The organism is Streptomyces sp. NBC_00464, assembly GCF_036013915.1.
In the GTDB taxonomy this organism is placed as follows: Bacteria; Actinomycetota; Actinomycetes; order Streptomycetales; family Streptomycetaceae; genus Streptomyces.
Genome location: NZ_CP107899.1, coordinates 7,793,031 through 7,808,589, shown reverse-complemented (window position 1 = coordinate 7,808,589; position 15,559 = coordinate 7,793,031). Strand labels below are relative to the sequence as shown.

The window sequence follows — 15,559 nt, the reverse complement described above, 5'->3', positions numbered from 1 at the left end:
GCGGCCGGGTAGGCGTGCAGACCGGCGGCTGGAGGATCCGCAGGACCGTCGGCATCGTGGAATCGGCGGCACGCCGGCGCCGACGCCTCAACCGCCGTGCCGGGCCGGCGGCGACATCCCGTCGAGCAGCACGTCCCGCAACGCTTCCACCAGTTCCAGGCCCCGTGCGCGAACCTCCGGCGCCGTCTCCTCGCGCCGCCGTTCGGTGACGATGGCGAGGGCCGCCGCGGCCTGGCGGGCAAAGAGGGCGAGCAGGTCGAGTTCGGAGAGGCTGGACCTGGACTGCTCGACGGGGTCGAGCACTTCGAGCACCCCGAGCACCCGGTCGCGGTGCGCCAGCGGCGCCGCCATCAGCGCGTCCGGCACATACCCGGTCGATGTCGCGACGTCCCGGGCGAACATGCCCTGCTTCCTCAGGTCGTCCGCGACCATCGGCTCACCCGAGACGAGCACCCAGCCCGCCAGCCCCCGGCCGGCGGGGAACCGGGAACCCACGAGGGACTCCTCGCCCTCCCCGGCCACCGCCTGGAAGACCAGTTCGTCGGCGTCCCGGTCGTGCAGCAGGACGGAGCTGGCCGCCGCGCCGAAGATGGCCCGCGCGGTCTCGACGACGGACTGCAGCAGGTCGCGCTCCGCACTGCCGGCCTGTGTCGCTGGGCCCACGTCGGTGGCGGGGACGAGGCCGTGGGACTGGCTCATGATTCACCTCGGGTTTCTGGTGCGCCGATACGTACGTTCGCGGCGGAGAGGTAGAGCGCGTGCTTGATCTGAAACGGCGTCAGCTTCGGTCGGCTGCCAAGCAGTCGAGCGCACAGCCCGCTGATGAAGGGGGTGGCGAAGCTGTTCCCCGTGGTGCGGATGGTCCGGCCGCCCGTCCAGGCCACCTGCACGTTCTGGCCGGGTGCGAAGAACTCCACGGGTGGTGCGGGGTTGTAGAGGAAGAGCCCGGAGTCGTCCTCGCGATGTGTACCGACCGAGATGACGGACGAGAACCGCCAGGGGAAGCTCTCCACCGGTGTGTTGTGGGCCGACGCCACCAGCGTGGTCCCGGAGAAGAACGCCTGGTCGGCCAGCGACCGCAGGGTTTCGAGGAACTTCGGACGGGTCGTGGACAGGCTGAGGTTGACCACGTCGAAGCCCTGGTCGACGGCCCAGCGCAGCCCGGTGAGCAGGGCGTCGCCGCTGCCGGTGAAGCCCTCGCCCAGCACTCGTACGCTGTACAGGTCACAGCCCGGCGCCACGCGCCTGACGATTCCGGCACAGGCCGTTCCGTGCCCGCAGCCGTCGCCGGCGCCGTCGGGCAGCGGACCGCTGTCGACGACCCGCAGGGTCCCGTCGGGGGCGGGTGCCACCTCGTAGGAGCCCTGCACCGTGCCGACCGCGGAGTGACCGCATTCCACCCCGGTGTCGACGACACACACGCGCACCCCTGCGCCGTCCGACCACGCCGACGGATCGGCGGGCAGGGCCGGCACCGTGTCGGCGAGCATCGTGAGGTCCTCGGGGGTACGGTCGCGCAGGCTCCAGGTGAGCCCCCCTGCCGTCCCGATGGTCATGTGGTCCTGCCTTTCCGCCCGGCCGGGCGGTCGGTGCGCGCGGCCGCGGCCGCGGCCGCGCTGTCGTCGGCGAACGCGGCCGCGCGGTCCGCGCCGAGCCGGTGGCCCTTGGCTGCGAAGTGCCGCTCCGCCGCACGCGCCTCACGCACCGCGTCGCCGGGGAGAGCCAGGGTGCGGAGCGTGTGCGCGCGGTCGAGTGCCGCGGTGCCGCGGACGGCCGGGGAGTCCGTGTCCCCGGCCGCGACGGCCGCGCGGTCAGCGCAGACGCGCGCGGCGACCGGCTCCCCGGTGAGTGCGAGGGCCCGGGCCCGCAGTCCGTCCGCGTCGGCGGACTCCGCCGGGGGCAGACCGGCCTCCTGGGGATCCGGCAGGGCGAGCGCCGGTGCCGGCTCGCCCCGGTCCAGCAGGATGCGGGCCCGTTCGCGGGCGATGCCGGGCAGCGCACCGGTGGCGCCGAGTTCACGGCCGGCGCGGGCGGCCTCGTCCAGCAGGGCGAGTCTGCGGTCCGGCGTACCGGTCAGGGCCTCGACCTCGGCGGCGAACAGCGGGACGAACAGCGCGCTTTCGGCGTAGCCGAGGCCGTCGGCGAGCCGGGCCGCCTCGGCCAGCCGCTCGCGTGCCTCGTCGTGGCGGCCCTGGAGTGCGAGGAGCACGGCCAGCGGGCAGGCCAGGGTGGCCCGGACGGTCGGCCGGCCTGCGCCGTGGGCCGCCAGCAGCTCCTCGCAGCGGTCCACGGCACACGCGACCGGGGTCGGGCCCCGCCACAAGGAGATGCCGACCGCGCCGAGCGCCAGGGCCCGTTCGGGTTCGGCGTCGGCGCGGTCGGCATGGTCCAGGGCCCGGCACAGCAGTGCCTCGGCCTCCGCGTGCCGTCCGCGCCGCTGGCGGTCCTGGGCGATGCGGACGCAGGCACGCGCGATGCCCTGGTCGTCGCCCGCCACCGTGAACAGCGCGAGCGCGGCCTCGGCCACGCCGGCCGCCGAGCCGTGCCGCGGATCGAGTGCGGTGAGGGCGAGCCGGGCATGGGCGGCACCCAGCCGGTCACCGGCCCGCTCCGCCGATTCGAGGGCGCCTGCCAGCAGCTCCCGGCCGCGCACCGGCTCGCCGCGGGCGACCTTCGTCTCGCCGAGCCTGCGGGCGGCCTCGGCGGCGGCGGGCTCTCCGGGCGCCACCAGGTCCAGCCCCTGCGTGAGGAGGTCGTCGGCCCACGGCAGGTCGGAGCGTGCCAGAGCGGCGGCGCCGGCCCGGATGAGCAGGCCGGCGGCACGCGTACGCAGCAGGTCGGTGCCGTCGTCGTGCATCCCCAGTTCGGTGAGCAGACGGTGGGCGCGGGCCAGGTGCGTGCCGACGGCCGCGTCACCCGCCTCGTGCCCGACGAGCACACGGGCAGCGTGCTCGTGCCGCCGGGCGCGTACCTTCTTGGCCATCCCCCGGTAGGCGGTCTCCTGCACCAGAGCGCTCCCGAACCGGAGCACGGCGCTCGCGGACGGGGTACGGCCCCCGGCCTCGATGAGCCTCCGTCGCACGAGACCGCGCAGCAGGCCGGCAGCGGACTCCGCGGGGGCGGAGTGCTCGGCGGTGGCGAGTTCCGTCAGATCGGCGCGACGGAACTCGCGTCCCAGGACGGCGGCCAGTTGAAGCAGGGTCCGCTCCTCGGGCGGCAGCGCGTCGATGCGCGCGCCGAGCAGGGCATGCACGGTGAGCGGCAGGTCGTCGCACTCGGCCGCCATCGCTGTCAGGTGTTCCAGGTACAGCGGGTTGCCCTCCGCGCGGTCGAGGGTGCCCTCCAGCAGGCCCTGCCGGTGGGCAGCCACCTCGACCAGCTCACCGGCGAGTACGGCGGCCTCCTCCCGCGTGAGCGGTGTGAGCATCAGCGAAGCGGAACGCATGCGGCCGCTGCCCCAGCCGGGGTGGGTCTCCAGCAGCTCGGGACGCGCGGCGCACACCAGGGCGACGGCCGAGCGGTCCAGCTCGTCCAGCAACCGGTCCGCCATGTCGAGCAGCGGCGCACAAGCCCAGTGGCAGTCGTCCAGTACGAGCACCACGGGCCGCTCGCGGGACAGGCCGTCCAGCAGGCACGCCAGCGCCATGAGGGTGTCGTCGGCGGAGGGGCTGGGTGTCCCGTCCGCGAGCAGACCGGCCCGCAGCAGGCGCAGCGCCTGCTCGGCCTCCGTTCGCTCGTGTGCCGGCAGCCCCGCCAGTCCGGCTTCCTCCCCGACGCTTTCCAGCACCTGGCGTACCGCTTCGGCGAGCGGCGAAAGGGTGCCGGTCTCGCCGTACGGACGGCACCGGCCCTCGCCGTACGCCGGGCAGTCCCTCAGCCATTCGCGCAGCAGGCGCGTCTTGCCGAGGCCTGCCTCGCCGTACACGGTCACCAGATGTGAACGGGGCTCCGCCGCCAGCTTGCTCAACAGCAGGCGGAGTTCGGCCAGTTCCTGCTCACGGCCGATGAACGGGGTGTCGAAGCGGCGGACCCGCTCGGGGTCGTCCTCGTGCAGCGCGACCAGGCGGTGGGCCGGGACGGGAGCATCGACCCCCTTGAGGGACAGCGATCCGGCGGATTCGGTGACCGCCGAGGGCCCGGCGGCGCGCAGCGTGGCGGGGCCGATCAGGATCTCGCCCTCGCCGGCATGCTGTTCGAGCCGGGCGCCGATGTTGACGACCTCCCCGGAGACCAGGGCCTGCCGGGCGGCGGGATCGACGCTCACCACGACCTCTCCGGTGTTCACTCCGATGCGGACGGCGAGCCGCACCCCGTGCTCCCGTTCCAGCTCGGCATTGAGGCCGTCGAGGCCGGTGACCATCCCGCGGGCGGCGGCCAGGGCCCGGTGGGCGTCGTCCTCGTGGCGTGCGGGAACCCCGAAGACCGCCATCACGGCGTCACCGATGAACTTCTCCACCGTGCCGCCGTGTTCCTCGATCCGGGCCCGCATCAGGGCGAAGTACCGGAGCGTGACGGTGCGCAGCGTCTCCGGGTCGAGCCGCCCGGACAGCGCCGTGGATCCGACGAGGTCGCAGAAGACCACGGTCACCACCCGGCGTTCCTCGGCCGTCGCGGAACCGGCCGCGGCCACACAGGCGGTTCCGCACCGGGGGCAGAAGGCCGCGCCGTCCGGCGGTGGTTCGGGGCACTGGGGGCACATCCGCGCGGTCCCGGTCATCAGAACAGCGCTCCGCCGGCGATCTCGCTGTGCGCCTGCACTTCCGGCTCGGCCGCGTCCAGCCGCTCCTTCAGCCCCAGCAGCAGGGTCAGTTCCTCCGCGCTGAGCTCCTGGAGCACCTCGCGCTGCTCGGGGGAGAGGCTGTGCAGCGGGAACCCGGCGTCCTCCAGCGTGCGGAGGCGGTCTCGATCGTGCGCGTGGTCAGTCATGGGCGCTCTCCGATGCGTGGGGTGCCGTGGCGATGCGGTCGAACAGCTCGGCGAGGGCGGCGACCGTGTGCAGCGCGCTGACCGCGACCAGCGAGCGCTGCGCACGGTCCAGGGGCAGCCGGCCGATGAGTCGGTCCAGGCCGGCGCTGTGCCCGTCGTCCAGGTCTGCGTGCAGGCGTACGGTCTCGAACGCGGCCGGCGGCAGCCCGGTCTCCCTGGCCAGCCGGCCGGCCAGGCCCGGCGCCGGTGCGTTGCCCTCCAGCACCGCGATATAGCCGAGCAGGGCTACGGGGTGGCTGTGCTCGATCCAGTAGTACTGCGCGCCCACCAGAGCGGCGACGTGGGCCGGCGGGGTGGTGCCGGTCAGTGCGCCCGGCACCGTCCCGGCGGCCGCGGCGTCGGTGAGCAGCCAGTCGTCGTGGCCCCGTTCCTGTTCGGCGTGCGCCCGCAGGTACCGGGCGAGGGGCGGTGCCACCGGGTCGCGCGGGAGCGCCTCGCATCGTGCGGCGGCCCGCTCCATCAGCGGGACGGAGGCGCGGATCACCTGGTGCATGGCGCACAGGTAGTGCCGGTACCGGCCGGGGAGCCCTGCGTCGGAGCGCCACATGCGGGCGGCCGCGGCCCGTAGTACGGGCTGCACGAGGGACAGTTCGAGGCGCAGGCCCGCGACGGCCGACGGGCTCATGCGGGCGCCTCCCCGTCCCCGCGACCGCCGAGCAGGACGAGCGGCGCGTACCGCTCGTTTCCGTACCGTCCGAGCAGCGCCGCGGCCCCCGCGTCGCGCTGGAGCCGGGCGCCGAGGGCGTCCATGGCGCCGGCCGCCGGGCTGGACCCGGCCCGTTCGGCGGCTTCCAGGGCCGCGGGCCGCCCGGCCAGGCCGCGGCAGTCCGCGCAGGAACCGACGCCGGCGGTACGGATGGTGCGCAGCACGGGTGACTCCTGGCACCGGCGCCGGATCCGAGCCCAGTCGTCCGCGGCGATGTGCCCCAGGCGAAGGTGTTCCGGCATGGGGCGGGCGTCCACCACGCGCTGGTTGCAGCAGGCCGTGACCGTACCGTCGAAGGCCACCACCGGCCAGGCCGCCATCGCGCAGGGGGCCGGCGACGCCCCGGCGCCGTCGGGCGGGACCTCCCGGGCGGCCGCCCATGCCGCCGCCCGCCCCACCGGCCGGACGTGATTCACCAGTACGGCCGCCCGGTCCCGGAACTCGGCCCGTATCGACGCGGTGATGTCCGCGAGATAGGGATCGTCCGCCGCATTGCCCACCACGTGAAAACTTACGTCGATTCCGCTTTCCATGATGCGGCGGACCGCACGGAAGGACGCCGCGCGCGGCACTTCGCGTTCGTGGAATACGTCGATGCTCGCCGAGAAGTGGGCGACGTGCCGAAGTGCGCGCATGATGCGGGCCGGTATCCGCCCGTCGGCCGCGAAGAACATTCCGCTCAGCACCGACGTCCGCGTTCCGGCCGACGCGGCGAGCCCCGCCAGCTCGCCCACGAGCGCCGGGCGCAGCAGCGGCTCGCCGCCCGTGAGCATGAGCACTTCCGGACGGTCTTCGGGGGTGAAGCCGCCGACGAAGCGGCGCAGCGCCTCGGCCGGGACGTCCTCGCCCCGTGGCCCGGACGAAGTCGAGCAGTGGGCGCAGCTCAGAGGGCAGCGCCTGGTGAGCGTGGCGAGCAGCCCGGCAGCCGGAACCGGTCGCAGTTCGATGATCTCCGCCAGTCGCATCGCGTCACCTCCGTCGGTCCCCTGGGCATGCGGCATCAGCTTTCTCGGGACCGGTTCGGTCGCGGTTGTCGGCGGGTTCGGGTCCGGTACGCGGCACAGGACTGTCCGGCGGTGCGGAGAGGCCGCGCACAGCCTTCCGATTCGCATCGCTATGTACGTGTATTGAACCTTTATCCCGGCGGGTGTGTTGCTGCATGCACGTTGAGTCACCCTCGATCCGGTAGCCCCGCCATCAACTTGTGACCATGCTGTGAAGAACGGAAGGAATTCCGTCGAATTCCCAACGTATTCAGGGCTCCTCGCGGATTCGCTCACCCCCCCGACCGCTCCCCGGAGGCTTTCGTGCACGGAATTGTTCTCTTCTCCCAGAACTCCGACGACACCGGCTGGGGAAGGGGCTGAGAGAAAATGACCGATACCTTTACGGAACGCCGCGACGGGGCGGCGGAGCCCGGAATTCTGCGAGAGCGCGCAGGCGGCAGCGGGACAAGCGCCACCGCACCTCTGCGCCTCTCCCTCCTCGGTCCGCTGCGAGCGTCCCGCAACGGTCTGCCACTGCCTCTCGGTCCGCTGAAGCAGCGCCTCGTGCTGGCCGTCCTTCTCACTCGTCCGAACACACCCGTGTCGCTGGCGGAGCTGACCGATGCCGTCTGGCCGGACGATCCGCCCCGCACCGCCCGCAAGAACCTCCAGGTGTACGTCTCGACGCTCCGCCGGGTACTCGACCCCGACGATCTCGGCCGGCTGCACCACGGACCCGGCGGTTACGTCCTGCACCTCACCGCGGACGAGTGCGACAGCCTGCGGTTCGAGGAACTGGCCCGGTGCGGCGATGCGGAGGCACGCGCGGGCGCACCGAGCCGCGCCGCGCGCTTCTACCGCCAGGCGCTGGACCTGTGGCGGCATGATCCGTTCAGTGATCTCGCCGCCCGCGCCGAGGTACTGCTCGCCGCCGTCGACCGGCAGCACGCCCGTCGCCTGGCCGTCTACGAGGCATGGGCGGAGGCCCAGTTGGAGACCGGCGAACCGGCCCCGGTCGCCGACACCGTGGACGAGATGGTCAGCCGCCACCCGCTGCGGGAGCGGCTGCGCGCCGCCCAGCTCACCGCACTGCACCAGGTCGGGCGCAGAACGGAGGCGCTGGCCGCCTACGACGAGTGCCGCCAGCAGCTCTCCCGGGAACTGGGGCTGGAGCCCGGGGCGGCGCTGCAGTGCGCCTACCGCGCCTTGCTGGAGGAGGCGGCCCCGCCCCGCGCACGCGGTGGCCCCACCGGTTCCCGGCTGCTGCCGCCGGACCTCGCCGACTTCACCGGGCGCACGTGGGAACTCGCAGCCGTCAGCGAACAACTGGGCCGCGAGGACGGTCCCCCGGTCGTTCTCACCGGCCCGGCAGGCGTCGGCAAGACGGCCCTTGCCGTGCACGTCGCGCACCGCCTCGCCGCGCGCTACCCCGACGGCGTGGTCGCTGCCCGGCTCTGCGCCGAGGACGGTTCCACGCGCCCGTGGCCGTCGGTGCTGGCGGAACTGGCCCGCTCGCTCGGCTTCACCGGGCGGTTTCCCGGCGACCGGGAGGAAGCCGCCGCCGCCTGGCGCTCCTGGCTGTCCGGGCGCCGGATCCTGCTGCTGCTGGACGACGCCCCCGATGCCACCGCTCTCGGCCCGCTGCTACCGCCTTCGGGCCCCACCGCCGCGCTGGTCACATCCCGGAGCCGGCTTCCCTGTCTGGAGTCGGCGTACCGGACCGAACTCCCGCCGCTGTCCGCCGAGGAGGCGCTGGACCTGCTCGGCGGAATCATCGGCCGCACCCGGCTGACCGCAGAGCACGCCGCCGCCGCACGCATCGTCACCGCCACCGGGCTCCTCCCCTTCGCTCTGCGGGCGGGCGGGAACCGCCTGTCCGTACTGCGCCACATGTCTCTGGGGCAGTACGCGGACCGCCTCGAACACCCCCTGGAGGCACTGGACGAACTCGCGGCCGGCGGCCTCGGGGTCCGCGCCCGTCTCGCCGATGCCTGGGCCCGGCTGACCGTTCCCGCCCGCGACACCCTCCATGCCCTGGCCGCACTGCCTGACCCGTCGTTCTCCCTGTCCACCGCCGCCCGCGCCCTGGGCCTCGACGGACGGAACGCACAGCGGGCACTGGAGGGCCTCATCGACGCCGGCGTCCTGGCTCCGCCGCCCGGCCCCGAAGTGACCGCGCACACAGCGGCGGTAGAGGAGTCCGTTCACTACGAACTACCGTGGCTGACCTTGCTGTTCGCTCGGGAGCAGCCGGCCGGACCGGGAATGCGGTGCTAGGGCCTTTCGTTCGGATCAGGCCGGATCAGGGAGCGTCCGCACCCCCGGCCGGGCATGCCCGGCCGGGAGCCGCCCGCCCTGCTCCGGGCCGAGCCGGCCGAGGGGCGCCGGGGCGGCTCGTACCGCGACGGGAACAAACGGCGGGCGGCCACCGGCCGTTCTCTCCGGTGAGGCCGTCAGGCGCCGCCCGTGGCCGCCGCGGCAGGACCGGAGGACTGCACACGGGCCAGATAGCCGGCCTGGAAGCGGCTGGCCGCCCCCAGCTGCTCCATGATCTCGGCGATGTGCTTGCGGCAGGTGCGCAACGACATACCCAACCGCCGGGCCACCATCTCGTCCTTCATCCCCTCCGCCAGCAGCCGCACGATGGCCTGCTTCACCTCGTCCCGCGCCGAACTCTCCGTCCAGGCCGGGTGGTAGGGCTCAGCCAGCGACCAGGTGTGGTCGAAGGTCGCGCACAGGTACGCCACCGTGGACGGCTCGTGGATGACGATGGCGGCGTCCAGGTCGTCCTGGTGCGGGATGAACACCGTCTCCCCGTCGAAGGCGACCATGCGGCCGAACAGTTCACTCATCGTCCTGATCTCGGCCCCCTCGTCGGTCATCCGCCGCGCGTACTCCTGCGTCGGCAGGTGGTAGCGGGCCGTGTGCTGGTACAGCGTGCGCATCCGCACGCCGCGGCGCAGCATGTCCCGGTCCCGGATGAACGCCTGCTCCAGCAGCGTCGGGGAGCGGCCACCTCCTGGGTGGCAGGTGCGGACCTCCAGCCGGCACCGCATGGTCGCCTCGGTGATCAAGCCCACGACGGTCTTCAGGTCCGTGACCTCGGTCAGTGGCGCACGCCCCTGCCATCGGCGCCTGCCCTCCGTGTAGAACGGCGTCAGGAGGGCCAGTTCACCCCGGAGTTGATCGATCTCAGCGAGCTGCCGGCGCAGCCCGGCCTCCTTCGGCGCGACCAACGCGGCTATGGCCGCGTCCGGCGCCACCGGCACCAGCCGGTCGGAGTCCTCCGGCAGATAGCGCAGCAGCAGCAGTTCGGTCAGTGTCACCACCGCCGAGGCAGCGCAACCCTCCGGCAGCCCCAGTGTCGCGCCCAGCGTCTTCGCGTCGCACGATCCCTGGTCGCTCACCCACCGGAACACCCGGACGGCGTCCTCGGACAGCTGCGTGCCGGACGCCGTCCGCCCGGCCGCTCCGTGCGGATCCGCTAACGTGCCGTCCTCACCTATGCCGCCCATCCAACCCCCTCATCAGCCAGATGGCTCCGCTCTCGCCCGTACCGATATCTATTGTTCAGATGCGCGGTAGATATGCCCAGACCCCCTGGAAGGAATCACCGTGGAACGAATCAAAGGGGCAATCACCCTGCTCCTGGGCCTCGTCGCCCTCCTCGGGTGCCGGGTTCGCTCCCGGTGGCATCGTGCCGCAGACAACGGGTGCACGGCCCGCGAGGTGCTCAACCAGCCGCCACGTCCGGTACGGAGCGACGACGACGACACGCCGACCGTACCCACGCCGCACTGGTGACCGCCCCGCGTTCCGGGCCGGAACCCCGGACCCGAGGTCTTTCGGCCAACCTCACCGGCGCCGAAGGCGAACCCCCGGCAACTCGGGTTTCCTCATGGCCGGTTCGGTTTGATGCGGCATGCGGAGAACTTGCATATTCAACCCGCCCGATCCGATTCCGCACCCTCCCCGAAGAGGCAAACGGTCCCGCGTCCCGAATGCATTCCCTCGCAACATGACGGCGAGCCAGGCCGGTCAGGGCCGTTCCGCGGTCGCCGACCAAGGAGGCAGTCAAGGATTCGAACCCGCCTATGTCGATCGAAACAGGCAAAGCGCCTGACTTGCGGATCAACATGACTTCACGCCGCTGCCGTTGCCGCAGCGAAGAACTTCCAACTCGCCCACCAATTCAGGCCAATATCAAACCCACACACGTCACCCTTGTGTCGTACATCACAGCCCACGGGGCCCTCTGTGAATATCTTGTGCCCCTCAGCTGTGAGGCATGTGACCGCCTCGCAGCTCGAGTGCACACACCGGGGGGTCGGTTCCACATGACCATAAAAACGATCATGCGCATTGGTCTGTGCGCTGCTTTTGTCACAGGGATCGCAGCGTCCGCTCATTCAGCTGCGGCTGCGAGTGGCCAACGACTGTGAAGCCGAAGCGACTTCACAGGGCCTGCTGACTCCGCTTCGGGAGCGCAGTGCGCCTGGCGACATGAATGCATCCATGCCGCCAGGTAACCCCTTGGCCCCAGTCCCCCCAACGTGCGACGCCCTCGATCTCCGCCGAGTGCAGACCCGTCCTCACGGCGGGATCTCCGCACGCCGTGATCCAGCCTGGCCGCACACCTTTCGACTTCGCGACGTGCGCCACGCATCGGCAGTTCACAGAGTGCGGATTCTTCTCGGCGTTCCAGACCCACACCCCATCGGAAGGAGCACTCGTTGAAACGCGGCATTTTCAGATATGCGCGCATACCGGTGATAGCGCTTGCCCTGTCTCTTTCTGCAGGAATTGCCACCAATCAGTCCTTGGCAGCACCTGCCCCGCCCAAGGCGGCGGAAGGCCCATCGGGAGCTACGGCGCACGGCGCAAAGACAAACCCCGGCGAAATGCCGCTGTCCGTACCCGCGAAGGCGCGCCGGGCCACCCTGGGCTCCGATTACGACCGCTCATCCGACCGGGCGTTCACCACCTCGGGCGATGGCACCGGCTTTCACGTGATGGTCGCCGACGAGCGCGACGGATACGCATGGAGGACAGCGGCATCCTTGTCCGAACCGGGATTCGATACCGACACCTGGATCGGCAACGCCTGCATCACCGGGTCGGGTACGTACGCCGCTGTCGCGTACGCACCGCGCACTTTTACCAACAAGCCTGATCTGATGACACGCGGCGCGTTCACGGCAGTAGTGAACCTGCGCAATGGCCACATTACGAAGTTGCCGTTCCAGGCGACGCTCTCCTACTTCTCCCCCGGGTGCGGGCACGGGAACCAGACCGTGTTCACCGCCATGAGCGACGACGCAACGGCGAAGAACCAGACCCGCTTGGTCACGGTCGACGCCCGGACAGGGAAGACTGCCACCCGGCAGACCGTCGTCGGCCAGGTCACCTCCGCCGTGCCGACCCGGAACGGAATAGTCGCGGCTGCCGGCAACCGCATCGTCGCCGTGGCGGACAGCAAGGTGCGGACCGTCGCGAAGACGGCCGCCTGGCCCTTCCAGCTGAAGGCCGACGCCGCCGGGGGCGTGACCTTCATCGACCCGGTCCCACCGTCCGCCGCCCAGAAGTCCGCCGCACCCTCCGCGGCTGCCACCACCGCAACCGTCTCGCGCGTCACAGCCGACCAGATCAGCACGAACGACGCGAGCACCGAGCCGCTCCGCCTCGCACAGGGCGAGCTGACCGATTTCGACCTCACCTCCACGCCGAAGGGCGAGGTGTACGTCACCGGTGAGGCCAAGAGCGTCGCGCGGACAGGAGGCGGCCTGCACAACCCCGGCAGCATCGACAAGGACGCCCGGGTGTCGAGCAACGCCCAGGCGTTCGTGTCCTCGCGCTGGGCAGATGGCAAGGATTCGCGCATCCGCCCCGAGGAAGCCCTGGAAGCGCGCACGATCCGGACGACGATCACGACGGCCGACACTCATAAGTCGGTCGTCCTGGATGCGCCTCCGGCGAGTACGTATGTCGGTACCCAGAAGCAGGTGACCGGGGGCACGCAGACCAGCCCGGTCCTCCTCGCGCAGAGTGGAGGCACCACCACCGGCACGTCACGTGTCGCCGCAAGCAGCGTGGTCGAGGACGACCGGTACTGCTCCGTGCCACGCAACGATCCGAAGAAGCAGGCCTTCCAGCCGACGCCACGCCAGGTCGAATGGGCAGTGGACCAGACCGTCGTCGGCACCCTCAACAAGGGTGCCACCAGGCCGGCGAACTGGAAGAACACCGGCATGCCGGCCTACGCTCCGCAGTCGCTCTTCCCCTTGGACCCGCTGACGGGCGGAACCGGTGAGGACTGGCACGTTCCGGCACAGGTGATGCTGGGCATCACCGCGCAGGAGTCGAACATGTGGCAGGCCACCCGGCTTGCCGTGCCCGGGGTCACGGCCAATTCGCTGATCGGCAATTTCTACGGCATCAAGTACTCCGCCTCCGGCCAGCAGACCGACCCGTGGGCGATCAACTTCGCGGAGGCGGACTGCGGTTACGGCATCACGCAGGTCACCGACGGCATGCGTATGCACGGCAAGGAGAAGGAGAACGAGGAGCCCAAGACCACGCAGGAGCAGGAGGCCGTGGCGCTGGACTACGCCGCCAACATTGCCGCCGGCGTCAACATCCTCGTCGGGAAGTGGAACGACACCCGCAAGGACGGCCTGATCATCAACGACGGCCATCCGAAGTACATCGAGAACTGGTTCTACGCCCTGTGGGCGTACAACTCCGGCTACTACCCCAAGTCCGCCCCGAAGGAAGGACAATGGGGAGTGGGCTGGACGAACAACCCGGCCAACCCGCTGTGGAAGGAGAACCGCACGCCGTTCCTGGAGGCTGCGGACGGCAAGGACGACTACAGCCACGCCTCGACTCCGCAGTACTGGCCGTACGAGGAGAAGGTGATCGGCTGGGCGGCCCGTCCGCTCGCCGCCATGTTCGCACCGGGTGACATGCAGGCCGGCTACCGTGCCGCGTGGTGGAACAGCAACGATGCCCGCACCTCGGCAAAGCCGCCGATCTTCCACTTCTGCGGGCCCACGAACATGTGCGTGCCCTCGATGATCAGTGAAGGCGCCTCCAACGATGACGGCAAGGGGCCATGCACCTTGCCCGGCGACCCCTACACGGATGATCCGCTCTATCTGAAGTGCTGGTGGCACGAGCCGGTCGCCTGGAAGAACTGCGTCGAATTGGCCCGGTGCGGAAATCCGGTCCACCGCTTCGATGACACGTACCCCGAGCAACCGGATGCGAACTCGTATCCGCCGCGCTGCAACACCGGTCTGCCGGCCGGGTCGTTGATCGTGGACGACCTGCCCAACGGCACCGTTCCCGCCGGATCCGCCGGGCGGACATGCGCGGTCAGCTCCAATGGTTCGTTCGACTTCACCTTCGCCAGTGAAGGTGGAAAATACCCGTCCAAGGTGGACCTGCATCAGATAGGCGCGGGCAACGGGAACCACTTCTGGATGGGACATACACGCTGGCTTGCCACCGCCGACGGCAAGCGGCTCGAAGTCAGCGGAAAGTGGACACTCAACAGCTCCACCAGGGGCTGGATGCGCGTCTTCGTTCATATGCCGGACCACGGCGCACACACCCGACAGGCCGCGTACGAGATCGGCGGCACCGAGGCCGGAAGTGACAACGCCCCGGTTCGCGTCCATCCCCAGCGGATCAGAAAGAACGAGTGGGTGGACCTCGGTGTCTTCAACTTCACCGGCACCCCGTCGGTGACTCTCGACACCGACACGGACGACGGGACGGGCGATGAGGACATCGCCTGGGACTCGGTCGCCTTCCAGCCGCTGTCGGCCAAGCCGAAGGACTTCGTCGTCGCCATGGGCGACTCCTTCTCCGCCGGTGAGGGTGCGTCCGAGGGCAATCGGGACTACTACCCGGAGACGAACTACCTCGACACGCAGAACGCGAACACCCGGAACGCCTGCCACCGTTCGACCCAGGCATGGTCCCGGCAGGCCACCATCCCCGGCCGGTCGGCGTCGATCGGCGCACTGGCCGACGGATACGGCTCAGCCATGGACTATCACCTGATCGCCTGCTCGGGCGCTCGCACCTACAACGTGGTGCACAACGGCAATGTCCAGGGCAACGGAGGTGAGAGACCTCAGATGGACCAAGGCTATCTGGACGGCAACACCACCCTGGTCAGCATCTCGGTCGGCGGCAACGACACCCGGTTCTCCAGCATCATCCAGAAATGCCTGCTCGCCACGAACACCAACTGCAAGGAGAACATCTTCACCGAAGACGATACGGACGGCCCGATCGGTGGGCGCGACCGCAAGTTCGTCGGCCAGTCCCTGGAGACGGCCATGGCCGGCATCATCAAGGAGATTGTCCGGCCGGACATCGTCAAGACGCTGAAGGAGATCCACGCCAGGGCTCCGAAGGCGAAGATCGCACTCATGGGCTACCCGTCACTGATCGAGAACCGTGGCGACTGCCTGAGTATCACGATTGCCGGATACCAGATCGGGCTGTCGGCCGGCTCCGCGGACTGGCTGAACTCCGTCGCAGCCACGCTCAGGGTGGAGATGCAGGGAGCAGCCGACGACGCCAAGGCGGCGGGCATCGATGCCTGGTTCTCCGACCCCAAGGACGACTTCGCGGGGAAGGCCATCTGCGGGGACCCCGAGTCGATCCACGGCATCGTCAAGACACTCGTGGACTCCGACAAGCCCCTCACGGACTACCCCATCCTTGAGAATTTCGGCTTGTCCGCGCAGTCGTTCCACCCGAAGATCGAGGGGGCCCGCCTCTACGCCGATACGTTCGAGCGGACCCTTGACCTGATGAAGTCGTAACACACGTAGGTACGGTCAAAGCCCGTGCGGGGCTCCTC

The 15,559-nt window shown here is 70.6% G+C and carries 10 protein-coding genes; 3 read left to right on the top strand and 7 right to left on the bottom strand.

Annotated features, from left to right (window positions below; translation table 11 throughout):
• Positions 1-87 precede the first annotated feature (87 nt).
• Genes OG912_RS35035 through OG912_RS35010 form a run of 6 tightly spaced genes read right to left on the bottom strand, consistent with a single transcriptional unit; the run spans position 88 to position 6,657 of the window.
• On the bottom strand, positions 88-699 hold the full coding sequence (locus OG912_RS35035) for a GAF domain-containing protein (RefSeq protein ID WP_327712829.1): 612 nt from the start codon (positions 697-699) through the stop codon (positions 88-90).
• The gene (locus tag OG912_RS35030; protein ID WP_327712828.1) at positions 696-1,556 is read right to left on the bottom strand and encodes a S8 family peptidase; all 861 of its coding nucleotides are present in this window, start codon (positions 1,554-1,556) and stop codon (positions 696-698) included. The genes OG912_RS35035 and OG912_RS35030 overlap by 4 nt, the downstream gene beginning before the upstream one ends.
• Positions 1,553-4,717, bottom strand: a complete 3,165-nt coding sequence (locus OG912_RS35025) for an AAA family ATPase (protein ID WP_327712827.1) — start codon at positions 4,715-4,717, stop codon at positions 1,553-1,555. The genes OG912_RS35030 and OG912_RS35025 overlap by 4 nt, the downstream gene beginning before the upstream one ends.
• Positions 4,717-4,926 (bottom strand): aroma-sacti cluster domain-containing protein, encoded by a 210-nt coding sequence (locus OG912_RS35020; protein ID WP_326734445.1) that lies wholly within the window; start codon positions 4,924-4,926, stop codon positions 4,717-4,719. Before OG912_RS35020 ends, OG912_RS35025 begins: the two co-directional genes overlap by 1 nt.
• The gene (locus tag OG912_RS35015; RefSeq protein WP_327712826.1) at positions 4,919-5,611 is read right to left on the bottom strand and encodes an iron-containing redox enzyme family protein; all 693 of its coding nucleotides are present in this window, start codon (positions 5,609-5,611) and stop codon (positions 4,919-4,921) included. The genes OG912_RS35020 and OG912_RS35015 overlap by 8 nt, the downstream gene beginning before the upstream one ends.
• Complete coding sequence (locus tag OG912_RS35010; RefSeq protein ID WP_327712825.1) at positions 5,608-6,657, bottom strand: radical SAM protein; 1,050 nt, start codon at positions 6,655-6,657, stop codon at positions 5,608-5,610. Before OG912_RS35010 ends, OG912_RS35015 begins: the two co-directional genes overlap by 4 nt.
• A gap of 408 nt (positions 6,658-7,065) precedes the next feature.
• Here OG912_RS35010 and OG912_RS35005 point away from each other — a divergent pair, with 408 nt between their 5' ends.
• Entirely contained in the window at positions 7,066-8,955 is a 1,890-nt protein-coding gene (locus tag OG912_RS35005; RefSeq protein ID WP_327712824.1) for an AfsR/SARP family transcriptional regulator, read from the top strand.
• A gap of 176 nt (positions 8,956-9,131) precedes the next feature.
• Here the strand turns inward: OG912_RS35005 and OG912_RS35000 are convergent, their stop codons facing one another.
• Positions 9,132-10,193 (bottom strand): helix-turn-helix transcriptional regulator, encoded by a 1,062-nt coding sequence (locus OG912_RS35000; RefSeq protein ID WP_327712823.1) that lies wholly within the window; start codon positions 10,191-10,193, stop codon positions 9,132-9,134.
• Positions 10,194-10,293: 100 nt separating this feature from the next.
• Between OG912_RS35000 and OG912_RS34995 the strand changes: the two genes are divergently transcribed.
• Entirely contained in the window at positions 10,294-10,482 is a 189-nt protein-coding gene (locus OG912_RS34995; RefSeq protein ID WP_327712822.1) for a hypothetical protein, read from the top strand.
• Positions 10,483-11,579: 1,097 nt separating this feature from the next.
• Positions 11,580-15,521 (top strand): SGNH/GDSL hydrolase family protein, encoded by a 3,942-nt coding sequence (locus OG912_RS34990; protein ID WP_327712821.1) that lies wholly within the window; start codon positions 11,580-11,582, stop codon positions 15,519-15,521.
• The last annotated feature ends 38 nt before the right edge of the window (positions 15,522-15,559 follow it).

Coding starts and splice junctions, on each gene's coding strand:
- OG912_RS35025 (WP_327712827.1), bottom strand. CDS start 4,717: ATGACCGGGACCGCGCGGATGTGCCCCCAGTGCCCCGAACCACCGCCG.
- OG912_RS35030 (WP_327712828.1), bottom strand. CDS start 1,556: ATGACCATCGGGACGGCAGGGGGGCTCACCTGGAGCCTGCGCGACCGT.
- OG912_RS34990 (WP_327712821.1), top strand. CDS start 11,580: ATGCCGCTGTCCGTACCCGCGAAGGCGCGCCGGGCCACCCTGGGCTCC.
- OG912_RS35015 (WP_327712826.1), bottom strand. CDS start 5,611: ATGAGCCCGTCGGCCGTCGCGGGCCTGCGCCTCGAACTGTCCCTCGTG.
- OG912_RS35005 (WP_327712824.1), top strand. CDS start 7,066: ATGACCGATACCTTTACGGAACGCCGCGACGGGGCGGCGGAGCCCGGA.
- OG912_RS35035 (WP_327712829.1), bottom strand. CDS start 699: ATGAGCCAGTCCCACGGCCTCGTCCCCGCCACCGACGTGGGCCCAGCG.
- OG912_RS35000 (WP_327712823.1), bottom strand. CDS start 10,193: ATGGGCGGCATAGGTGAGGACGGCACGTTAGCGGATCCGCACGGAGCG.
- OG912_RS35010 (WP_327712825.1), bottom strand. CDS start 6,657: ATGCGACTGGCGGAGATCATCGAACTGCGACCGGTTCCGGCTGCCGGG.
- OG912_RS35020 (WP_326734445.1), bottom strand. CDS start 4,926: ATGACTGACCACGCGCACGATCGAGACCGCCTCCGCACGCTGGAGGAC.